At 60.8% G+C, this 20878-nt stretch carries 21 protein-coding genes; 8 read left to right on the top strand and 13 right to left on the bottom strand.

All coding sequences use genetic code 11. The features are described 5' to 3' along the window. Positions 1-41: 41 nt before the first annotated feature. Positions 42-242, bottom strand: a complete 201-nt coding sequence (locus KGB29_RS06205) for a YbdD/YjiX family protein (protein WP_150814436.1) — start codon at positions 240-242, stop codon at positions 42-44. A 199-nt stretch (positions 243-441) separates the two neighbouring features. Here KGB29_RS06205 and ahr point away from each other — a divergent pair, with 199 nt between their 5' ends. After that, positions 442-1473 (top strand): NADPH-dependent aldehyde reductase Ahr, encoded by a 1032-nt coding sequence (ahr, locus tag KGB29_RS06200; protein WP_150814435.1) that lies wholly within the window; start codon positions 442-444, stop codon positions 1471-1473. 183 nt (positions 1474-1656) lie between these two features. Here the strand turns inward: ahr and KGB29_RS06195 are convergent, their stop codons facing one another. The 5 genes from KGB29_RS06195 to KGB29_RS06175 all read right to left on the bottom strand — a co-directional run bounded on the left by KGB29_RS06195 (position 1657) and on the right by KGB29_RS06175 (position 6071). Beyond that, positions 1657-3207 (bottom strand): ArnT family glycosyltransferase, encoded by a 1551-nt coding sequence (locus KGB29_RS06195; protein ID WP_150814433.1) that lies wholly within the window; start codon positions 3205-3207, stop codon positions 1657-1659. A 3-nt stretch (positions 3208-3210) separates the two neighbouring features. After that, entirely contained in the window at positions 3211-3489 is a 279-nt protein-coding gene (locus tag KGB29_RS06190) for a lipid-A-disaccharide synthase N-terminal domain-containing protein (protein WP_095945709.1), read from the bottom strand. Next, on the bottom strand, positions 3486-4226 hold the full coding sequence (locus tag KGB29_RS06185; protein WP_150814432.1) for a glycosyltransferase family 2 protein: 741 nt from the start codon (positions 4224-4226) through the stop codon (positions 3486-3488). The genes KGB29_RS06190 and KGB29_RS06185 overlap by 4 nt, the downstream gene beginning before the upstream one ends. A gap of 48 nt (positions 4227-4274) precedes the next feature. Next, a complete protein-coding gene (locus KGB29_RS06180; RefSeq protein WP_150814431.1) occupies positions 4275-5252 on the bottom strand; it encodes an NAD-dependent epimerase in 978 nt (325 codons plus the stop codon). Positions 5253-5450: 198 nt separating this feature from the next. Further along, positions 5451-6071, bottom strand: a complete 621-nt coding sequence (locus KGB29_RS06175; protein ID WP_150814430.1) for a cell wall hydrolase — start codon at positions 6069-6071, stop codon at positions 5451-5453. A gap of 142 nt (positions 6072-6213) precedes the next feature. On the opposite strand from KGB29_RS06175, the gene KGB29_RS06170 reads away from it, so the two are divergent. After that, positions 6214-7065, top strand: a complete 852-nt coding sequence (locus KGB29_RS06170) for a CAP domain-containing protein (RefSeq protein WP_150814429.1) — start codon at positions 6214-6216, stop codon at positions 7063-7065. Positions 7066-8289: 1224 nt separating this feature from the next. Here the strand turns inward: KGB29_RS06170 and KGB29_RS06165 are convergent. The 5 genes from KGB29_RS06165 to KGB29_RS06145 all read right to left on the bottom strand — a co-directional run bounded on the left by KGB29_RS06165 (position 8290) and on the right by KGB29_RS06145 (position 14050). Then, positions 8290-8439: a DUF2474 domain-containing protein gene (locus KGB29_RS06165; protein WP_150814425.1), complete on the bottom strand. Its 150-nt coding sequence runs from the start codon at positions 8437-8439 to the stop codon at positions 8290-8292. Then, complete coding sequence (gene cydB / locus KGB29_RS06160) at positions 8426-9442, bottom strand: cytochrome d ubiquinol oxidase subunit II (protein WP_150814424.1); 1017 nt, start codon at positions 9440-9442, stop codon at positions 8426-8428. Before cydB ends, KGB29_RS06165 begins: the two co-directional genes overlap by 14 nt. 17 nt (positions 9443-9459) lie before the next feature. After that, positions 9460-10881 carry a cytochrome ubiquinol oxidase subunit I gene (locus tag KGB29_RS06155; RefSeq protein ID WP_150814423.1) on the bottom strand — a complete coding sequence of 474 codons (1422 nt, stop codon included), beginning with the start codon at positions 10879-10881 and terminating at the stop codon, positions 9460-9462. Positions 10882-11002: 121 nt separating this feature from the next. Then, positions 11003-13327: an FdhF/YdeP family oxidoreductase gene (locus KGB29_RS06150; RefSeq protein WP_150814422.1), complete on the bottom strand. Its 2325-nt coding sequence runs from the start codon at positions 13325-13327 to the stop codon at positions 11003-11005. Positions 13328-13528: 201 nt separating this feature from the next. Next, positions 13529-14050: a hypothetical protein gene (locus tag KGB29_RS06145; protein WP_218543904.1), complete on the bottom strand. Its 522-nt coding sequence runs from the start codon at positions 14048-14050 to the stop codon at positions 13529-13531. Positions 14051-14155: 105 nt separating this feature from the next. Between KGB29_RS06145 and moaA the strand changes: the two genes are divergently transcribed. Both moaA and KGB29_RS06135 read left to right on the top strand, forming a co-directional pair. Then, positions 14156-15154, top strand: coding sequence for a GTP 3',8-cyclase MoaA (gene moaA, locus KGB29_RS06140; RefSeq protein WP_150814420.1), 999 nt, complete (start codon positions 14156-14158; stop codon positions 15152-15154). Between the two features lie 5 nt (positions 15155-15159). Then, positions 15160-16059 (top strand): bestrophin family protein, encoded by a 900-nt coding sequence (locus KGB29_RS06135; protein WP_150814419.1) that lies wholly within the window; start codon positions 15160-15162, stop codon positions 16057-16059. Between the two features lie 128 nt (positions 16060-16187). On the opposite strand, the gene glp is transcribed toward KGB29_RS06135, so the two are convergent. Both glp and moaB read right to left on the bottom strand, forming a co-directional pair. Then, the gene (glp, locus tag KGB29_RS06130; RefSeq protein WP_150814418.1) at positions 16188-17393 is read right to left on the bottom strand and encodes a gephyrin-like molybdotransferase Glp; all 1206 of its coding nucleotides are present in this window, start codon (positions 17391-17393) and stop codon (positions 16188-16190) included. Next, a complete protein-coding gene (gene moaB / locus KGB29_RS06125; protein ID WP_150814417.1) occupies positions 17390-17929 on the bottom strand; it encodes a molybdenum cofactor biosynthesis protein B in 540 nt (179 codons plus the stop codon). The genes glp and moaB overlap by 4 nt, the downstream gene beginning before the upstream one ends. Before the next feature lie 284 nt (positions 17930-18213). On the opposite strand from moaB, the gene KGB29_RS06120 reads away from it, so the two are divergent. The 4 genes from KGB29_RS06120 (at position 18214) to moaD (ending at position 20876) form a co-directional block, all read left to right on the top strand. Further along, positions 18214-19104, top strand: coding sequence for a LysR family transcriptional regulator (locus KGB29_RS06120; protein WP_090456130.1), 891 nt, complete (start codon positions 18214-18216; stop codon positions 19102-19104). A 146-nt stretch (positions 19105-19250) separates the two neighbouring features. After that, on the top strand, positions 19251-20078 hold the full coding sequence (gene fdhD / locus KGB29_RS06115; RefSeq protein ID WP_150814416.1) for a formate dehydrogenase accessory sulfurtransferase FdhD: 828 nt from the start codon (positions 19251-19253) through the stop codon (positions 20076-20078). 43 nt (positions 20079-20121) lie between these two features. Continuing rightward, positions 20122-20628, top strand: coding sequence for a cyclic pyranopterin monophosphate synthase MoaC (gene moaC / locus KGB29_RS06110; protein ID WP_150814415.1), 507 nt, complete (start codon positions 20122-20124; stop codon positions 20626-20628). Then, positions 20625-20876, top strand: coding sequence for a molybdopterin converting factor subunit 1 (gene moaD, locus KGB29_RS06105; protein ID WP_090456136.1), 252 nt, complete (start codon positions 20625-20627; stop codon positions 20874-20876). The genes moaC and moaD overlap by 4 nt, the downstream gene beginning before the upstream one ends. The last annotated feature ends 2 nt before the right edge of the window (positions 20877-20878 follow it).

Genomic DNA, 20878 nt, shown 5'->3' with positions numbered 1-20878 from the left:
ATGCGTCGGATTCTTTCAAACCGCGTATACGCCCAACGCCTTCAACAACACCGCGTATTGCATTTGCCCCGGCCAAAACGCGCTTCCTGGCGTTCGCGGAAAAACATCTCATAGCTCATGACTGGCTCGCCCGGACGGTTGCGGGCCATTTGTGCCACGTAGTTGTCGTACTCGGGAACGCCCACCATCAATCGGGCGCTCTGGCTGAACAATCTGGCAACCTGCTGCAGTTTGCGGAACATGACTGATCTCTCTGTATGCGTGGGACCTGCCCCATGAAACCGCGCTCATGTATCTGCACTGTGTCCACATCGGGCGCCTTTGTATTTTCATGTATCCAGGCTCGCACCCGATGGAACGCCGGCAACCCGCTACACTTTCCTCGCTCCGCCGCGGCACCAAAGCGGTCATGACCCCTGACTTCTGATCTGGAGGTATCCCATGAGCGACAGCAGCGAACTCACCACCTTTACCGGCTGGGCCGCCACCGCAGCGGGCGCGCCGCTGGAACGCTACAGCTACGATCCCGGTCCGTTGGGCAACGACGAGGTGGAAGTCGCCGTGGAGTATTGCGGCGTCTGCCACTCCGACCAGTCGTTGATCGACAACGATTGGGGTATCAGCCACTACCCGTTTATTCCCGGCCATGAGGTGGTCGGCCGTATCGTGCGGCTGGGCGACCAGGTTCGCGGTCTGGAAATGGGGCAACGGGTGGGCATCGGTTGGTACAAGGGCAGTTGCATGCATTGCACCTCGTGCATCGAAGGTTCCCATAACCTGTGTCGCACCGTGCAACCGACCATCATCGGCAGCAACGGCGGCTTTGCCGACCGCATTCGTTCGCACTGGGCCTGGGCCCTGCCGATCCCGGCCGGACTCGATCCGGCAATGGCCGGGCCGCTGTTCTGTGCCGGTTCGACCGTGTTCAACCCGCTGATGGAATTCGGCATCAAGCCCACTGACCGGGTCGGCGTGGTGGGTATTGGCGGTCTCGGTCACCTGGCGTTGCGTTTTCTCAACGCCTGGGGCTGCGAAGTCACGGCGTTCACCTCATCGCTGAGCAAGCAGGACGAAGCCAGGCGCCTGGGCGCACACAAGGTGGTCGCCTCGACCGATACCAATGCGCTCAATGCCATTGCCGGCACCCTGGACTTTCTGCTGGTCACCGCCAACGCCAACCTCGACTGGAGCGCCATGCTCGCCACCCTGCGCGGCAAGGGTCGCCTGCACTTTGTCGGCGTCGTGCCCGATGCCATACCGATGCATGTGTTCGAGCTGATTCCCCAGCAAAAAACCATGTCCGCCTCACCGGTCGGCTCGCCCGCCAACACCGCGACCATGCTGGAATTCTGCGCACGCCACCAGATTGTGCCGCAGGTCGAGATGTTTCCCATGAGTCGCGTCAACGAGGCCATCGATCACTTGCGCAGTGGCAAGGCGCGCTACCGCGTGGTGCTGGACGCCAGTCAGTGACAGGCGACGAACGAAGACTGGTTTGGAAGTCACTTCATTTTCGACTCAAACGCGGTCTCTTGTAGGAGCTGGCTTGTCGGGTCGCCGCATCGCAGCGATGGTCGTTAACGATAACGCGCGTGAGCTGGATAAACGCGGCGCATTTGAGTCCATCGCCGGCAAGCCGGCTCCTACAAATCCCCCTCAGGGATTGGCTACCTGCGCAGGCGCCAATGGCATGTGCGGGTCAATCCAGGTGAACCGATAGGCTTTGCCGGCCTCTTGCGGCAGGCATTTGCCGTTGTCGGCATCCGCGCCCACGATCGACCAGTTCGCCCGGGCGTTTTCCCCCAATTCACGGGCCGCTTCGGGTTTGAAGCACTGCTTCAGTACGTCATCCGGCACCAATGCGTAGGCCTTGGGGTGTTCGCGCAGATACAGCGCGGCCTTTTCGATGGTCGAATTGTCCATGCCGAAATGCACGATCGGTTGCCGGGCGAACAACCAGTGCCCCTCCTCCCAGTTGACCAGCACCAGATCGGCACCCCGGGTCATGGACGCCGCCTGGGTCATGAGCACCTGATCAACGTTGGTGCCGTCCTTGAGCGGTTCGATGAAACCACGGGCGAACCACAACGCGAACCAGGTCGCCACCAATGCCGGGAACACCCGACGCATACGCGGGTGCCGTTTGAACCAGCGCCTGAGCAGCCACGGGATCAACGGCGCGGCGACCAGCACCAGCCCAGGCAGCGCCGGGTAGATGTACAACTTGCGCTTGCCTGTGCTGATGCAGAAAAACAGCACCACCAGCACCACCCAACCGAGCAACACCAAGACCCGGCCGTCGCGTTTTTGCAACTGACGGCGCCAGGCCGGCACCAGCCATGGCAGCACCAGCACCAGTGGTAGCCAATACTGCGGGATTACGTTGGTGAAGAAATACCAGAACGGTTCGCGGTGATGCCACGCGGCGGCATAGCGGCCCGCGGTCTGGCGCAGGAGGATCTCCCGTGCATAGGCAACTTCGTCCGCGCTGCCATTGAAGAGGATGGACAAGGCCAGGGGCAACAGCCAGATCGCGATGGCGCCAAGCATCAGCGCAAACCCGAGCAACCACTTGCGCGCCTCGCCCGGCATCGCCACCACACCGGGCCAGCCTTTGCGCACCCCATAGGCGTAGGGAATCAGCAACAGCGCCGGCAGGAAACCCACACCTTTGGTGATCACGCCAATGCCCATGGCCGCGCAGCCCGCGTAGAACCAGCGCCACGCAGGTCCCAGCAGCAGGTGCCGTGCCAGACCGTACAGGCCCAGGGAGGTGAACAGAATCAAGAAACTGTCGATCTGACCGGTGCGCAGGATGCTGTAGGTCTGGTAGGTCGCCAGGTACAACAGCGCGGCGTTGCGCCCAGTACGCTGGGTCCACAGGCGACGGCCCAGGTCATAGACCATCGCCGTGACCGTCACCGCCGAAAACAGTCCCGGGATATAAAGCGCGATGTTGGGTTTGCCGGTCAGCCAGGTGAAGAACGCCACCGTCCACATGAAAATCGGCGGCTTGTCGCCGTAGATCTCGGCGGCCCGGTGCGGGATCAGCCACGAGCCGTTCTGCAGCATCTCCAGCGCGACACCGAGGAAACGCTCCTCGTCCACATTCTGAGCCTGACGCAGCCCCATGCCCGCGCCGATCAGCAACAGGGCAAGCAGCATCAGGCCCAGGCACTCGACCCTGGGCGACAACGATCTACGCATTGCTTATTCCTTTGCGCTTCTGCTTTTGGCAATCAATTGCAGGTTGCGAAAATAGACCAGGGAGCCAAACGCCTGCCCGACGATGAACACCGGGTCCTGGCGGTAAATGGCGTAGGCGAGCAACAAGGTGCTGCCGACGATGCTCAGGTACCAGAAGTTGGTCGGGATCACGCTGCGTTTCTTGTACTCGCTGTACAACCACTGCAAGACAAACCGCCCGGTAAAGGCAGCCTGCCCGGCAAAGCCGACCAGCAACCACAGGGTTTCACGGGTCAGAATCATCCTTCGAGCTCCTGGGCCTGGGTGTTCAGGCGTGTGCGTTTGATCAGCCACCAGACGCCGATCAGGTCAAGAATGCCGACCAGCGCGCGGTCGAGGTTGCCGTATTTCGACACCCCGGCCGTGCGCGGACGGTGGTTGACCGGGTGCACGATCATGCGCCCGTTATGACGCTGGATCAGCGCCGGAATATAGCGATGCATGTGGTCGAAGTACGGCAGACGCAAGAACGCCGCGCGCTCGATCAGCTTCAGGCCACAACCGGTGTCCGGGGTGGCGTCCTTGAGCAGGCGCCGGCGCAGGTTGTTGGCGAACCGCGAGGCGTAGCGCTTGCTCGCGGTGTCACGGCGATTGACCCGGTGCCCGGCCACCAGTTGTACATCGACCTTGCCCGGTTCGCCGCGCACCAGCGCCAGCATGCCGGGAATGTCCGCCGGGTCGTTCTGGCCGTCGCCATCGAGGGTCGCCAGCCACTGCCCGCGTGCCTCACGGGCCGCGTGGTACAGCGAGGTGCTCTGCCCCAGCGACCGCTCGTGATGCAGGATGCGCAAGGTGTTCAAGCCGTTTTGGCGGATCTGCCGCAGTTCCTGCAGGGTCGAATCGGTGCTGCCATCGTCGACCACGATGATTTCGTAAGCCTCATCGGCCAGCGCCACGCGGACTTCTTCAAGCAATGGCTTGAGGTTGTTCGCTTCGTTTTTGGCGGGAATCAGTACGGATACAAAAATGTCTTGGCTCATGGGGGCTCTCTCGCCTTTTTTGATTGTTCGAGATCAGAGGCGAACGCTTCAAATCTGATAGAACTGCCGATACCACTTCACGAATTCACCGACGCCGGTTTCCAGCGTCACCTGCGGGCTGAAGCCCACCCAATCGGCCAGCGCCGAGACATCGGCCCAAGTCTTGACCACGTCACCGGCCTGCATTGGCAGGTAGTTGCGCCGGGCCTGCAGGTCCAGGGCTGATTCCAGGCACTCGACGAAATCCAGCAATGCCACCGGCATGCCGCGACCGATGTTGAAGATCCGGTTGACCCCGGCGACAGAGCCTTCCGGCACCGGAGGCCTTGGCCGCAGTCGGGCGATCCCTTCGACAATGTCGTCGACAAAGGTAAAGTCGCGGTACATCTGCCCCTGGTTGTAGATGTCGATGGGCAGGCCTTTGAGGATGGCGTCGGTAAACCTGAACAGCGCCATGTCCGGGCGACCCCAAGGGCCGTAGACGGTAAAGAAGCGCAGGCCACTGGCTTTCAGGCCATACAAATGGCAGTAACTTTCAGCCAGCAGTTCATTGGCGCGCTTGCTGGCGGCGTACAGCGAAACGGGATGATCGACCGGGTCCTCGACACTGAACGGCATCTTGCTGTTGGCGCCGTACACCGAACTGCTCGAGGCGTAGATCAGGTGCTCGGGGCGATGGTGCCGACAGGCTTCGAGCACATTGAGGAAACCCACCAGGTTCGATTGCCCGTAGACATCCGGGTTGTCCAGCGAGTAGCGCACCCCGGCCTGGGCCGCCAGGTGCACCACCTCGGTAAAAGCGTGTTGTTGAAACAGGCTCATCAGGGCAGGTTTGTCGACGATGTCCATTTTCCGGAAGCGAAAACCCGGCAGAGTCTCCAGCACGTTGAGACGTGCGTGCTTGAGTTCCACGTCGTAATAGTCGTTGAGGTTATCGATACCAACGACCTCCTGCCCCTCGCGGCACAAGCGCTGGACCGTATGAAAGCCGATGAAACCGGCCGCACCGGTGACCAGTACGGTCATGGGAAACGCGCCGGCGACTGCGCCGCGATCGACGCGAGATGACTGATCCGGACCCTCGTCAACTTCATGTGTAGTCCCTGCTTATGGCTTCATTCGCGCACGGTTGCGTTATGAAGCTTATAAAACAGACACATTTCAGTTTGGATAACGCCTCGCGCCACCTCGAAAAAATAAAATATCCGGCCGAAAACACCGTGGTTATCTGGCCGATCCGCCATGGGGTTTGTAAAACCGGAACAAACCGATATCCACGGTCCTGATGTATTGCCTGGCCCAATCCGGCTTGACGGTACGATCATGGAAATACAGGGCACCCTGGGTGCGATCCGGCAGTTCCTTGTTCAGGGCCTTGCGCGCGATTTCCTTGGCCATCGCGTAAGGCACTTCCTCCTGGACCGAATCGGATTTACCGTCGCACCACCAGGAAAACTGGCAACTCTTGGTTTCCGAACCCTGCTTGACCACTTTGCACACCGTGTCCGGAAAGCCCTCGTGGCCCAGGCGATTCATGACCACATTGGCCACCGCCTCCATGTCGGCGGCGTCCTTGCCCTTGGCTTCCCAGTAAATGGACCGGGCCAGGCAGGTGATCGCATCGTCCAGCGGCGCGGCGCCGGCCGGGTCGACAGCCTGGACTTCTGACGGGGTAATCGCTTCTGCCTTGGGCGCTGGTGCCGGGTTGTTGCTCTCGGCGGCTTTGTGTTCCAGCACCTCGGCCTTGTTCTCGGCCGCTTCCTGCTTTTGCGCTTGATCCGTAGCGGATACCGGGCCGGCAAGCAACGTCAGGGCGAGGCAGGTGGCGATCCAGTCGAAGCGCATGGTCGGTGTCACATGGTGAGTGGTTCAATTGAGTCTAGTAGTGAAATGATTTCGCCCACCCCACTACACTCTGGATAAATCCGTTGTCTTAAATGGGCCAACTTCGCGCATCATGGGCGCAATCTGCTCAAGGGGGATTTTCATGGGTTTCATTTCATCCGCAATGCGTTTGGCCGGTGTATCACTGAGCCTGGTATTCGCCGCCAACGCCGTCGCGGCCGACGAAGCGCAATTGATCGAATCGATCAACGTCTACCGTAGCCAACCGCAGCGCTGCGCAGGCCAGGCTTCATCGGAGCTGCCACCCCTGTCGGCCGACCCGCGCCTGGTGCTGACCGCCCCGAACATCGGTAATCTGCAGCAGGCCATGGTCACTGCCGGTTATCCCATGAAGAATGTGCAAGCCATCAGCCTGTCCGGGCCTCGCGATGCCGCCTCGGCGATGAAGGCGATTCAGGAGAGCTTTTGCCAGATCGTCCTCGACCCGCAATTCGTCGATGTCGGCGTCAGCCGCCAGGACCGTGAATGGCGCATCGTCGTCGCACGGCCGTTGTTGAGCGCACGCCTGGGCGACGCGCAGGCCGAAGGCCAGAAGCTGCTCACCGAACTCAACGCCGCACGCACCCGGCCACGCCAGTGCGGCGCGCAATCCTTCGCCGCCGCGCCACCGCTGGCCTGGAACGCCGCGCTGGCCACCGCCGCCGAAGGCAACGCCCGCTCCATGGCCAACAACAACTACTTCGATCACAAGGACCGCGATGGCCGCACCCCGGGCGACCGCGCGGAACTGGCCGGCTACGACTTCCAGCAGATCGGCGAAAACATCGCCGCCGGCCAAGACACCGCACACAAGGTGGTCGAAGGCTGGCTGGCCAGCCCCGGCCATTGCGCCAACCTGATGAACCCACAGTTCCGCGAACTGGGCGCGGCTTACGCGACCGATCCGAAGAGCGATGCGGGGATTTACTGGACGGCGATGTTTGGGGCGCAGTAATGACAAGACTCTGAATGTGCCGCGGACGGGCCATCCAACGGGGCACCTGCAGGAGCGATGCTGGCTCGCGAAGGACACCAACGATAACGCGGGTTGTCTGCTTGATCGCGTTGTTCAGACGTTTTTCGCGAGCAAGCCCGCTCCTACACGGAAACGAGCTCAATTGCGATCGGGCAGGCAGGCCGATGGGGCAGATCAAAATCAAAAGCCCGAGCTACCTCGTACCTGTAGGAGCGAGCCTGCTCGCGATGGACGTCAACGATAACGCGGGCTGTCTGAATGCCCGCGTTGTTCAGACGTTTTTCGCGAGCAAGCTCGCTCCTACACGGAAACGAGCTCAATTGCGATCGGGCAGGCAGGCCGATGGGACAGATCAAAATCAAAAGCCAGAGCTACCTCGTACCTGTAGGAGCGAGCCTGCTCGCGATGGACGTCAACGATAACGCGGGCTGTCTGAATGCCCGCGTTGTCCTGGCGTTTTTCGCGAGCAAGCTCGCTCCTACACGGAAACGAGCTCAATTGCGGGCAGGTAGGCCGATGGGGCAGATCAAAATCAAAAGCCCGAGCTACCTCGTACCTGTAGGAGCGATGCTTGCTCGCGAAGCGACATCAACGATAACGCGGGTTGTCTGAATGCCCGCGTTGTCCTGGCGTTTTTCGCGAGCAAGCTCGCTCCTACACGGAAACGAGCTCAATTGCGATCGGGCAGGCAGGCCGATGGGACAGATCAAAATCAAAAGCCCGAGCTACCTCGTACCTGTAGGAGCGAGCCTGCTCGCGATGGACGTCAACGATAACGCGGGTTGTCTGAATGCCCGCGTTGTCCTGGCGTTTTTCGCGAGCAAGCTCGCTCCTACAGGGAAACGACTTCAATTGTGATCAGGCCGGCCGATAGGCCGCCTCGGGCGCTTTTTGCGGTACACGCCCCCTCGTGAGGCCGAGCGGAGGTTCTGCGTAGTGGGCAACCCGGCATGGATGCCGGGTTAGCCGCCGCCGGCCATGGATGGCCGATGGCGGCGGGCCCACGGAGCAGGACCGGAGCGAGGCACCGAACGTCAGGGGCAAGACCCCTTGGTTACTTGGGGCCGGGCGGCGCTCCGCTTTTCCAAGTGACCCGCTGTAAGAGCGGAACCATAGGTGGCCGTTACCGCAGGATTGGATATTCACCCAATCCAATCCATACATACGCATCAAAGTGAACTGGAACTCTTAAATGACTGGCCATCAGTGGCTACTCATCCCAGCCGCATGCATCAACATCCGCAATGCCCCCGCCACCACGCCTAAGGCAACCACACTGCCCAACCAGATCACCACCAGCCACCCAAGTCGCTTGTACCAAGGTGCCCGTTCACAAGAATCAATGGTAGCCATCGCCAATCCTCACTTTGCCGCGGAATACGTAATAGCTCCAGACCGTATACATCAGGATGATCGGCAGAATGAACAGCGCGCCGATCAGGATGAACAACTGGCTGGTTGGCGGTGACGCCGCTGCCCACAGGCTGATCGACGGCGGCACGATGTTCGGCCAGATACTGAACGCCAGGCCGATGTAACCCAGGAACACCAGCATAAGGGTGAAGGCGAACGGCCAATGGGTGTGACGTTGGCGCAGGGTCCTGAGCAAGCCGAACATCGCCAGCAAGGCCAGCAGCGCCAGGCCTCCGAACACCGCCAGGTGCGCATGGGCAAACCAACGCGTGGCGATTTCCGGATGGAGGATGGGCGTCCACACACAGATCACACCAATCACCGCCAACAGCAGCCAGGCCAGGGGCCGGGTGAACAGGCGCATCCGCGATTCGAGCATGCCTTCGGTCTTGACCAGCAACCAGGTGCTGCCGAGCAGCGCATAAGCGACGATCAGACCGACACCGCAGAACAGCGGAAACGGTGCCAGCCAGTCCAGCGAACCGCCGGCGAACTGGCGATCGACCACCGGGATGCCGGCAATGTAAGTGCCGATCACCACGCCCTGGGAAAAGGTCGCCAGCAGCGAACCGCCGATGAACGCCATGTCCCAGACATGACGCTTTTCAGGGCTGGCCTTGAAACGGAACTCGAACGCCACACCGCGAAAGATCAAGCCGCACAACATCAGGATCAGCGGCAGGTACAGCGCTTCCAGAATCACTGAATAGGCCAGCGGGAACGCGCCATACAGCGCCGCGCCGCCCAGCACCAGCCAGGTCTCGTTACCGTCCCAGACCGGTGCCACGGTGTTCATCATCACATCGCGCTCCTTCGCATCCGGGATCAGCGGAAACAGAATGCCCAACCCCAGATCGAAGCCGTCCATGATCACGTACATCATCACGCCGAAGGCGATGATCACGCCCCAGATCAGCGATAAATCGATACCTTGAATACCCATGACTCAACTCCCTTCCTTCAATTGACGCGGGCGTCGGTTTCGAGAATTTCTGCGTCGGCGGACAGCGGCCGGCGCGGTGTGACCAGCTGATCGGAGTGCCCGTCGACCGGATGCCCGTGATGGGGCTGTGGTCCTTTGCCGACCAGTTTCATCATGTAGCCGATGCCCACCGTGAACACCGAGAAATAGATCACCACGAACAGCGCCAGCGAGATGCTCAACTGCGCGACGCTGTGATTGGACGCGGCATCGGCGGTACGCAACAGGCCATACACCACCCACGGCTGGCGCCCGACTTCGGTGGTGATCCACCCGGCCAGCATGGCGATCAGGCCACTTGGGCCCATCCACAACATCAGGCGCAGGAACCAGCGATTGCGGTAGATGGCGCCGCTGCGGCGCAGGGCCAGGCCGAGCACGCCGGCCAGCACCATCAACATGCCCAGCCCGGCCATGACGCGGAAACTCCAGAAGACCACCGTCGCATTGGGTCGGTCCTCTTTCGGGAAGCTCTTGAGCGCCGGGATCTGCTTGTCGAGGCTGTGGGTCAGGATCAGGCTGCCCAGGTACGGAATCTCGATGGCGTACCTGGTTTTCTCAGCCTGCATGTCGGGGATGCCGAACAGCACCAGGGGCGTGGCTTCGCTCCCGTTGTTTTCCCAGTGCCCTTCGATGGCAGCGATCTTCGCCGGTTGATGTTCCAGGGTGTTCAAGCCGTGGGCGTCACCGACCACCGCCTGGATCGGGCAGACGATCAAGGCCATCCACAACGCCATCGACAGCATCTTGCGCACTTGTTTGGTGTCGTTGCCGCGCAGCAGGTGCCACGCCGCCGACGAGCCGACAAAGAATGCCGTGGCCACGAAAGCGGCAATCGCCATGTGCGCCAGGCGGTACGGGAACGACGGGTTGAACACGATGGCCAGCCAGTCCAGCGGCATCACCCGACCGTCGACGATCTCGAAGCCCTGGGGCGTTTGCATCCAGCTGTTGGACGCAAGAATCCAGAAGGTCGAAATCAGGGTGCCGATGGCGACCATGACCGTCGAGAAGAAGTGCAAGCCGCGCCCTACCCGGTTCCAGCCGAACAGCATGACCCCGAGGAAACCGGCCTCGAGGAAGAACGCCGTGAGCACTTCATAGGTCAGCAACGGCCCGGTGATGCTGCCGGCGAAGTCGGAGAAACGGCTCCAGTTGGTGCCGAACTCGTAGGCCATGACCAGCCCCGAGACCACGCCCATGCCGAAGTTGACGGCGAAGATCTTCGACCAGAAATGGTAGAGATCGCGGTAGGTGTCGTTGTGGGTCTTCAGCCAAAGCCCTTCGAGCACCGCCAGGAAACTGGCCAGCCCGATGGTGATGGCGGGAAAGATGATATGGAACGAAACCGTGAACGCGAATTGAATGCGCGCCAGGTCCAGTGCCTCCAGGTTAAACATGTCGATATCCTCATTGCGGCTGAAAAACGGCGGCACACGGCCGGGCCACCGTCAGGCCGGGGGGCCTGCAGCCAACACAAGTCGAAAGGGTTAGGTGAGCGGCACCCGGCCGCCCCCGGTGCTACGCGGCGGAAGTCGAAATCAGGTTGCTGGCCTTCGCCTGCTCCAGCCGGATGGCGATGAACTTGGAAGTCGGGGTGAAGGTGCGGTCACCGTAACTTTCCAGCGGCACCAGCGGGTTGGTCTCGGGGTAGTACGCCGCTGCCTGACCGGCCGGAATGTCGTAGGCGATCAGGGTGAAACCGCTGACCCGACGCTCGCGCTCGTCGTCCCACAGCGCCACCAGGTCGACCTTCTGCCCGGGCTCAAAACCCAGCCGGCGAATGTCCTGCTCGTTGGCGAACACCACGTCGCGCATGCCGTACACCCCGCGATAACGGTCATCCAGGCCATACAGCGTGGTGTTGTACTGATCGTGGGAGCGCATGGTCTGCAGAATCAGGTGTGGCTTGACCGTCAGGTTGCGCACGCCCTCGCTGATCAGGTGCTCCGGCAGCACGCTCGGAGTGAACTGGGCCTTGCCGCTGGCGGTTTTCCAGATGCGCCTGGCCGCGTCGTTGGGCATGTGGAAACCGCCCGGATGCAGCAAGCGATGGTTGAAATCTTCGAAACCGGGAATGGTGTCGGCAATCATGTTGCGGATGCGACCGTAGTCGCCGATGGCCCAGTTCCAGTCGATCGGGTGCTTGCCCAGTGTCGCGGCGGCGATGCCGGCAATGATCGCAGGCTCGGAGCGCAGGTGTTTCGACTTCGGTTTCAGTTGACCGTGGGAGATATGGATCATGCTGAAGGTGTCTTCCACGGTGACGCCTTGCGGCCCTTCGGCCTGGATATCGATGTCGGTGCGGCCCAGGCACGGCAGGATCAGCGCTTCACGGCCGGTGACCAGATGGCTGCGGTTAAGCTTGGTGGCGATGTGCACGGTGAGGTCGCATTTACGCAACGCGGCGTGGGTGCGTGGCGTGTCGGGGGTGGCCTGGGCGAAGTTGCCACCCAGGGCGATAAACACTTTCGAACGCCCCTGCTCCATCGCGCCAATCGCCATCACGGTGTTGTGACCGTGCTCGCGAGGTGGCTTGAAGGAGAAGCGTTTTTCCAGGGCATCGAGCAAATCGGTGGGCGCCAGCTCGTTGATGCCCATGGTGCGGTCGCCCTGCACGTTACTGTGACCGCGAACCGGTGACAGGCCTGCGCCGGGACGGCCGACGTTGCCGCGCAGCAGCATCAGGTTGATGACTTCCTGCAGCGTCGGCACCGAGTGCGTGTGCTGGGTCAGGCCCATCGCCCAGCACATGATCACCCGCTTGGACCGGGCGTACATGCGGGCGGCGAGTTCGATGTCCGCCAATGGCATGCCCGACTGCTGCTCGATGTGCTCCCAACTGGTTGCGTCGACTTCGCCCAGGTAGGCGCCCATCTCCGAGGTGTGTTCGGCGATGAACTCATGGTCGAACACCGGTTCGCCGCCGCTGACCTGAGCTTCGCGCTCCCACTGCAGCAGGAACTTGACCATGCCGCGCATGACCGCCATGTCGCCACCCAGTGCCGGGCGGAAGTACGCTGTGTTGGTCGGCTCGGAGCCGTTCAGCAGCATTTCGATCGGGTGCTGTGGGTGCTGGAAGCGCTCCAGCCCGCGCTCTTTGAGTGGGTTGATGCAGATCACCTGGGCACCGCGCTTGACCGCTTCGCGCAACGGTTCAAGCATCCGCGGGTGGTTGGTGCCGGGGTTCTGACCGATGACGAAAATCGCATCGGCATGTTCCAGGTCGTCGAACACCACGGTGCCTTTACCCACGCCGAGGCTTTCGATCATGCTCACCGCGCTGGCTTCGTGGCACATGTTGGAGCAGTCCGGAAAGTTGTTGGTACCGTAGGCCCGGACGAACAGCTGATAGAGAAAGGCGGCTTCGTTGCTGGCCCGGCCCGAGGTATAGAACTCGGCCTGATCCGGCGATTCCAGCGCGTTGAGGTGCCGGGCGATCAGCGCGAACGCTTCGTCCCAAGTGGTTTCCACGTAACGGTCGGTGGCCGCGTCATAGCGCATCGGGTGGGTCAGGCGACCCTGATACTCCAGCCAGTAATCGCTCTGCTCGGCCAGCGCCGAGACACTGTATTTGTTGAAGAAGGCCGGGTCGACCAAACGGCCCGTGGCTTCCCAGTTAACCGCCTTGGCGCCGTTCTCGCAGAACTTGACCATGCCGTTTTCCGGCGACTCGCCCCAGGCACAACCGGGGCAATCGAACCCGCCGTTCTGGTTGGTCTTGAGCATGGCGCGAATATTCTTCAGCGCGTTTTCACTGCCCAGCCAGTTTTTGGTAACAGCAATCAGCGCGCCCCAACCAGCGGCGGCACCTTTGTAGGGTTTGTAGCGGTCGACTTGAGACATGGTACTTCTCCGTGACCTGATTCAGGCCATTGATCGTTTGACGGAGAAAGCATATGAACAGGGAATAATTATTGTCTAATCGCTATTTACGACCACATGATCGAGGATATTTATCATTGATATTTATTGTTGTTTATCAATGATTTATAAGATTTAAACAGCCGTTAATGCTGCTATCTGATCCATCATAGATGCACTCGATCAACCGGTTACTAATAGTGATTGGACGGGCCGACAAGTTGCTCTTAGCCTGCGCACAACAAATCCGTTTTCAGCGCATTTTTTGTAGGAGCGAGTTCTGCTCACGATGGACTCAAGAGCACCGCGTTCAGCCAGCAAGCGCGCGTAATCGTTAACGACCATCGCGAGCAGGCTCGCTCCTACATCTGCGCACAACAAATCCGTTTTCAGCGCATTTTTTGTAGGAGCGAGCTTGCTCGCGATGGACTCAAGAGCACCGCGTTCAGCCAGCAAGCACGCGTAATCGTTAACGACCATCGCGAGCAGGCTCGCTCCTACACCTGCGCTCAACAAATCCGTTTTCAGCGCATTTTTTGTAGGAGCGAGCTTGCTCGCGATGGACTCAAGAGCACCGCGTTCAGCCAGCACGCACGCGTAATCGTTTACGACCATCGCGAGCAGGCTCGCTCCTACATCTGCGCTCAATAAACCCGTTTTCAGCGCATTTTTTGTAGGAGCGAGTTCTGCTCGCGATGGACTCAAGAGCACCGCGTTCAGCCAGCAAGCGCGCGTAATCGTTAACGACCATCGCGAGCAGGCTCGCTCCTACACGGAACATTCATTCAATGCGTGCCAAGCGAGGGTGTCATGTCAGAACAAGTCTTGATCGATGGATTCTCCCGGCGCGTGGACTATCTGCGGATGTCGGTCACCGACCGCTGCGATTTCCGTTGCGTGTATTGCATGGCCGAGGACATGCAGTTTCTGCCCCGCCAACGGGTGCTGACCCTGGAAGAGATTTATCAACTGGCACAAAGCTTCGTGGCGCTGGGCACCCGCAAGATCCGCCTGACCGGGGGCGAGCCGCTGATCCGTCCGGGCGTGGTGCAGTTGTGCGAGAAGATCGCCGCCCTGCCCGGCCTGCGTGAACTGTGCATGACCACCAACGGTTCGCAGTTGGCCAAACTGGCCGGGCCGTTGTTCGAAGCCGGGGTCAAGCGCCTCAACATCAGCCTCGATTGCCTGGACCCGCAACGTTTTCGCGAACTGACCCGCACCGGTGACCTGGCGCAGGTGATCAAAGGCATCGACGCGGCCAACCAGGCGGGATTTCGCAACACCAAGCTCAATTGCGTGGTCATGAAAGGCCGCAACGACCATGAGATCAATGATCTGGTGAGCTTCGCCATCGACCGTAACCTCGACATCTCCTTCATCGAGGAAATGCCGTTGGGCACCATCGACGAGCACAGCCGCGCCGAATCGTTTTTCGCAAGTAGCAAGGTCCGCGAACGCATTGCCGAACGCTACACTTTGATTGATTCCGCCGAGTCGACCCAGGGTCCGTCGCGCTACTGGCGCCTGGCCGAGGCGCCGCAGATTCGCCTGGGGTTCATCTCACCCCACAGCCACAACTTTTGCGGCACCTGCAATCGGGTGCGGCTGACCGTGGAGGGACGCCTGCTGCTGTGCCTGGGCAATGAGCACTCCGTGGATCTCAAGGCGGTCTTGCGCAGCCACCCCGGACAGCCCGAGCGCCTGGAAAAAGCCATTATCGAGGCGATGAAACTCAAGCCTTATCGACACAACTTCGAAGTGAACGACGATGTTCAGGTCATTCGCTTCATGAACATGACGGGCGGCTGAAACCCATGATCGTGAGACCCAAACCCAACCTGATCGGCGTGCTGACGTCCCTCAAGGGTTCGATTGCCAAACGCATCGCCTGGCGCAGCCTGATGGTGACGCTGCTCGCCTCGGCCATCGTGCTCATCGAAACCTTGCATCCCAGCTACTTTTCCAAGGTCAGCGCCACGCCCTTCACGCTGCTGGGTTTGTCGCTGTCGATCTTCATGAGCTTTCGCAACAACGCCTGCTACGACCGCTGGTATGAAGCGCGCAAGGCCTGGGGCGATGTGATCGTGGAGATCCGCTCGATGATTCGTGAAACCCTGATGATCAAGGACACCGCTGAGCGCCACACGATCCTCAGCAACCTCTGCGGCTTCGCCCATGCCCTCAACGCGCGCCTGCGCCAGGAAAACGAGATGGCCGCCAGTGGCGACTGGCTGCACCCGATGCCCAAGGGCAACACCACGGACATCAGCGGGCAGATACTGATGCAGGTCGGTCAACAGTGCTCGTCACTCAACGAGTCCGGGGCGATCAACGACTGGCGCTACACGCTCATGGCCAACCATTTGACCAGCCTGACCCATGCCCAGGCCGTCTGTGAACGGATCAAGAACACCCCGTTACCCTTCCCCTACACCCTGCTGCTGCACCGCACCATCTACCTGTTCTGCATCCTCTTGCCCTTTGCCATGGCCGAACCCCTGGGCTGGCTGACACCGATTTTCACCGCGATTGTCAGCTACACCTTTTTCGGCCTGGATGCGATTGCCGATGAACTGGAAGACCCCTTCGGCCGCGACGAAAACGACCTGCCCACCGATGCCATCGTGCGCAATATCGAGCGCGATGTGCTGACGGCCCTGGGTGTGACGGAACTGCCACCGCAACTGGAGCCGGTGGATTTTGTGTTGAACTGATTTTCAGGAAAAACGCAAAACCTGTGGGAGCGGGCTTGCTCGCGAAGGCGTCAGGTCAGTCAACCTCTCTGTTGAATGTGCCGGCCTCTTCGCGAGCAAGCCCGCTCCCACAGGTATTTCAGGTGTATTCAGAACAGCTCGCTGAAGGGAATAAACCGCGCCGTGTCGCCAGCTTCCAGCGTGCAACCTTCCGGCACTTCCACCAGCCCATCGGCCCAGGATGCGCCCAGCAACACGCCGGAACTCTGGTTCGGATAGAGCACCGCGCGACCGGCTTCGAGTTTCGCCCGCAGGTACTCGCGGCGGCTTCCAGGTTTGGGCCAGGCAAAGCCGACCCTGACCGGGAAGCTCAAAGGCTCGACGTCTTCGACCCCCTGAATTCGCAACAGATAAACCCGGGCCAACAGACCGAAAGTGACCAACGCCGAGGTCGGATTGCCCGGCAGGCCAATCACCGGCACGCGGCCGAAGTGGCCCACGGTCAATGGCTTGCCGGGTTTGATCGAGAGTTTCCACAGCAACGGCTTGCCGCACTCGCGCAGTACCTGGCCGAGGCAGTCGGCGTCACCGGCGGACACGCCGCCCGTGCTGAGCATCAGGTCCGCCGTGTGTCGCAGCTGTTCGAGCTTGAGTCGCGTCTGGCGTGGCTCGTCGGGGAGAATGCCGGCCTCGATGACCTCGCAACCCAACGCATTCAACCAATGGCTCAACAATGTGCGGTTGCTGTTGTAGATGCTGCCGGGCTTGAGCGGTGTGCCCGGATCGACCAGTTCATTGCCGGTGGACAGCAACGCCACCCGTGGTCGCCGCACGACCTGCACATGGGTGCAGCCCTGCGCTGCCGCGACCGCCAGTTCGAACGGACCGAGGCGCTTGCCGGCGCGCAGCAGCACATCGCCGACGCGGTTCTCCTGACCTTGCGTGCGGATGTTACTGCCGGCGCTCAATGGCTGCTTGAAGCGGATACGTCCGTCATCCAGTACTTGCGTGTTCTCCTGCATCTCCACGCCGTTGGCACCCGGCGGAACCGGGGCGCCGGTGAAGATCCGCGCGCAGGTTCCCGGTGCCAGGGCTTCGGGGGCGTGACCGGCAAATACCTGTTGCGACACGGTCAGCGGTGCCCCGTCCCAACCGTCGACATTCAGGGCATAGCCGTCCATGGCGCTGTTCGGCCACGGCGGCAGATCGAGGGTCGCCACCAGGTCGTTGGCCAACACCCGTTGCCGTGCGGCACTGAGCGGCACCGCTTCACTGTCTTCAATCCTCTGTGCCTCGGCCATTGTCAGCAACCGTTCGATGGCATCCGCCACCGACATCAAGGGTGAATAGCTCATCCCCGCGTCCCGCAAGCCTGCATAGGCTTGAGGTGCGGTACGAAATTGCACGGCCGGTGGCGCGCGTCGAGTTGCTCGGCGAGGATGCCTTCCCACGCGGTGCGGCAGGCACCCGTGGAACCCGGCAGGCAGCAGACCAGCGTGCCATTGGCCAGCCCGGCCAATGCCCGGCTCTGCACCGTCGAGGTGCCGATGTCGAGGATCGAAATCGCCCGGAACAGCTCACCGAAGCCTTCGATCTGTTTATCCAGCAAACAGGCCACCGCCTCGGGTGTGCTGTCGCGGCCGGTAAACCCGGTGCCGCCCGTGATCAGCACCACCTGGATGCCGTCGTCGGCAATCCAGTTCGCCACCTGCGCGCGGATCTTGTACAGGTCGTCCTTGAGCAGGTTGCGCTCGCTGAGGGTGTGGCCGGCTTCCAGCAAACGACTGACGAGTAGTTGGCCGGAGGTGTCATTGGCATATTCGCGGGTATCGCTAACGGTCAACACGGCAATATTCAGGGGTATAAACAATGCATCCGGTTTGACGCTCATGGGGTTCTCCGGCAGATATTGATTAAATGACTTCCGGAGACTAATTCGATAATTCAAGCCGTGTCTAATCACTCTAACCAACCAGACTATCGAGCCAATCTATCAATATAAAAAGACCAGAAACAACAGCAATGATAGAGCCCGTCGATAACACCTTAGATAGCAGTGATTGGACGCACACCGAAGACAATGAGATCGTCTCGGCTCACGATTTCTGCCTCGCCTTGTGTCTTGCGCACCTGAGTCAATACTTAACCCTTCACTCCCCGCCAGCAGGTGCCGTCATGGACATCAAACAACTCAAGTTCCTGATCGCCCTGGAGCAGACCCGCCACTTCGGCCAGGCGGCCGCGCGCTGCCACATCACCCAGCCCACGCTGTCGATGCGCCTGCGCAACCTTGAGGATGAACTGGACCTGGTGCTGGTCACCCGAGGCCAGCGCTTCGAGGGTTTTACCGAGGCCGGCGAACGGGTGCTGGCGTGGGCCAGGACCCTGCTGGCCGCCCACGACGGGCTCTTCGCCGAGGCCGCCGCGTGCCGGGGCCAGCTCGTGGGCAACCTGCGCCTGGGGCTGGTACCCCTCAGCAGCTTCAACCCGGTCACCTACATTCAGGGCCTGTCCCGCAGCTTTCCCGAGCTCAAGTACAGCCTGTCGTCTTTAAGTTCCGACCAGATCATCGAGGGCCTTGGCAACAATCAGCTGGACCTGGGCGTGTGCTACCTCGATCACGTCAACCCGAGCTATTTCGAGTTTTTCGAGATCGGCGAAACCCGCGTCGGCCTGCTGTACGACAATCGCCACTTCCATTTCGACGGCACGCAAATGAGCTGGGAGGACGCCGCCGAACTGCCGCTGGGGATGCTCAGCAACGGCATGCACTACCGCAAATCCATCGACCTGAGCTTTCGCAGCCGCGGACTGGACCCGCAACCGATCCTGGAAAGCGATTCGACTTACCAGTTGCTGCAGGCGATTCACGAGGGTTTCTGCTGCGCGATCATGCCGCTGGACAGTGGCCTGGAAGAGCCCATCGAACACCTGGCGTTCATCGAATTGCCGGACGCCAGCGTACTCGCGCCCCTGGGCCTGGTGATGCGCAAGACCGAACCGCGTTCGGCGATTGCCGAAAAGTGTTTCGCCGAAGCACGAACGTTATTCAGCCGGACTGACTGATCAAGTTTCGGCTTTATATAAAACCGAACCGGGCATGTTTGCCCAGTTTGATAGACATCACCAATCGGCACATCGGAACAAGCGATTGGACGCTGTTTAAAGTTACCCGTAGCCTGAACTTAATTCAGCGCATCGAGGTTCTTTTCATGTTGTGCCAAGTTGAACAAACCGATGTTCGAAGCGACACCAATGCCCCCGCGCCCCAACCGTTGAGTGTGAACTTTCGCGAGTACGACAACGCCGCGTCAGTCTGTCAGGCGGCGCTGGCATCAGAGATTGCCCTGGCAATCACCTACAACGGTCTGAGTCAGGCGGTGATGATGGTGTCGCCGGGCAACCTCGAAGACTTCATCCGTGGCTTCAGCGTCAGCAACGACATCGTTGAGGACCAGAGCGAAATCTACGACTTGCGCCTCACCCGATTCGACCAGGCCGTTCAAGCCGACGTGCAGATCTCCAGCCGCGCATTCTGGGCGCTGAAGAACCATCGTCGGCAAATGGCCGGCACCAGTGGTTGCGGGCTGTGCGGTGTGGAAGCGCTGGAGCAGGCCCTGCCGAAACTGCAGATTCTGGAGTCGGTTGCCCTGCCGCCCGCCGAGCATTTCATCGACATCCGCAACCGCATCGAACAGGCCCAACAAATGGCCCGCAGCAGCGGTGCGCTGCACGCGGCGCTGTACTTCGACCCCCAAGGCAACGCGCTGATCTGCCGCGAAGACATTGGCCGCCACAACGCGCTGGACAAGTTGATCGGTGCCCTGCAACACGCCGGCATCGACAGCCGTTGCGGCTTCACCGTGGTCACCAGCCGTTGCAGCCTCGAACTGATCCACAAGGCCGTCAGGGCCAGGCTCGGTACGCTGGTCAGTCTGTCGGCACCCACCGCCCTGACCGTGCAATGGGCAATCAAACATCGCCTCAACCTGATTCACATCCCCCACCGCAACGCACCACGCATTTACAGCCCGGCATGATGCCTTCACCTGATCACCGCGCTGGCAAGCGCAGGAAACTCCCATGACAGACATTTCAGATGCATCGCCCGATGGCCTGACCCACCTCGATAGCCAGGGTCGCGCCAACATGGTCGATGTCAGCGAAAAAACCTCGACGCTGCGTGAAGCCCAGGCCCAGGCCTGGGTGCGGATGCGCCCGGAAACCCTGAAGCTGATTCAAAGCGACGGCCACCCCAAGGGCGACGTATTTGCCGTGGCGCGGATCGCTGGAATCATGGCGGCAAAGAAAACCCATGAGCTGATCCCGCTGTGCCACACCCTTCTGCTCAGTTCGATCCACGTCGAACTCAAGGCCTGCACACCCGACAGCGTGAAAATCCTCAGTACGTGCCGCGTCGAGGGCCAGACTGGGGTCGAACTCGAAGCCCTGACCGCCGTCAGCGTGGCGGCGCTGACCCTCTATGACATGTGCAAGGCGGTAGACCGGGGCATGGTCATCGATGACATCCGCCTGCTGAGTAAACAAGGTGGCCGCTCCGGTCATTTCAAGTTCGAGGACGCGCAATGATCCTGATCAATTACTTCGCCCGTTACCGCGAGCAGCTCAACCTGGGCGGTGAAAAACTGCCCCTGACCGACAGCCTCAAGACCATCGAGGACGTGCGCCGACTGCTGATGGCTCGCGGTGAGGTGTGGAGCCATGTGCTGGGTGAAAGCAACCTGATGTGTGCGCTGAACCAGGAGCTGTGCCATCCAGACCGGGTGATCGAGGACTATGACGAGATCGCCTTTTTTCCACCGGTCACCGGGGGTTGAGA

The organism is Pseudomonas sp. BF-B-30 (assembly GCF_019956305.1).
Taxonomy (GTDB): domain Bacteria; phylum Pseudomonadota; class Gammaproteobacteria; order Pseudomonadales; family Pseudomonadaceae; genus Aquipseudomonas; species Aquipseudomonas jessenii.
This window is presented reverse-complemented; position numbering and strand designations above follow the sequence as displayed.

Coding starts and splice junctions, on each gene's coding strand:
- KGB29_RS06205 (WP_150814436.1), bottom strand. CDS start 242: ATGTTCCGCAAACTGCAGCAGGTTGCCAGATTGTTCAGCCAGAGCGCC.
- ahr (WP_150814435.1), top strand. CDS start 442: ATGAGCGACAGCAGCGAACTCACCACCTTTACCGGCTGGGCCGCCACC.
- KGB29_RS06195 (WP_150814433.1), bottom strand. CDS start 3,207: ATGCGTAGATCGTTGTCGCCCAGGGTCGAGTGCCTGGGCCTGATGCTG.
- KGB29_RS06190 (WP_095945709.1), bottom strand. CDS start 3,489: ATGATTCTGACCCGTGAAACCCTGTGGTTGCTGGTCGGCTTTGCCGGG.
- KGB29_RS06185 (WP_150814432.1), bottom strand. CDS start 4,226: ATGAGCCAAGACATTTTTGTATCCGTACTGATTCCCGCCAAAAACGAA.
- KGB29_RS06180 (WP_150814431.1), bottom strand. CDS start 5,252: ATGACCGTACTGGTCACCGGTGCGGCCGGTTTCATCGGCTTTCATACG.
- KGB29_RS06175 (WP_150814430.1), bottom strand. CDS start 6,071: ATGCGCTTCGACTGGATCGCCACCTGCCTCGCCCTGACGTTGCTTGCC.
- KGB29_RS06170 (WP_150814429.1), top strand. CDS start 6,214: ATGGGTTTCATTTCATCCGCAATGCGTTTGGCCGGTGTATCACTGAGC.
- KGB29_RS06165 (WP_150814425.1), bottom strand. CDS start 8,439: ATGGCTACCATTGATTCTTGTGAACGGGCACCTTGGTACAAGCGACTT.
- cydB (WP_150814424.1), bottom strand. CDS start 9,442: ATGGGTATTCAAGGTATCGATTTATCGCTGATCTGGGGCGTGATCATC.
- KGB29_RS06155 (WP_150814423.1), bottom strand. CDS start 10,881: ATGTTTAACCTGGAGGCACTGGACCTGGCGCGCATTCAATTCGCGTTC.
- KGB29_RS06150 (WP_150814422.1), bottom strand. CDS start 13,327: ATGTCTCAAGTCGACCGCTACAAACCCTACAAAGGTGCCGCCGCTGGT.
- moaA (WP_150814420.1), top strand. CDS start 14,156: ATGTCAGAACAAGTCTTGATCGATGGATTCTCCCGGCGCGTGGACTAT.
- KGB29_RS06135 (WP_150814419.1), top strand. CDS start 15,160: ATGATCGTGAGACCCAAACCCAACCTGATCGGCGTGCTGACGTCCCTC.
- glp (WP_150814418.1), bottom strand. CDS start 17,393: ATGAGCTATTCACCCTTGATGTCGGTGGCGGATGCCATCGAACGGTTG.
- moaB (WP_150814417.1), bottom strand. CDS start 17,929: ATGAGCGTCAAACCGGATGCATTGTTTATACCCCTGAATATTGCCGTG.
- KGB29_RS06120 (WP_090456130.1), top strand. CDS start 18,214: ATGGACATCAAACAACTCAAGTTCCTGATCGCCCTGGAGCAGACCCGC.
- fdhD (WP_150814416.1), top strand. CDS start 19,251: ATGTTGTGCCAAGTTGAACAAACCGATGTTCGAAGCGACACCAATGCC.
- moaC (WP_150814415.1), top strand. CDS start 20,122: ATGACAGACATTTCAGATGCATCGCCCGATGGCCTGACCCACCTCGAT.
- moaD (WP_090456136.1), top strand. CDS start 20,625: ATGATCCTGATCAATTACTTCGCCCGTTACCGCGAGCAGCTCAACCTG.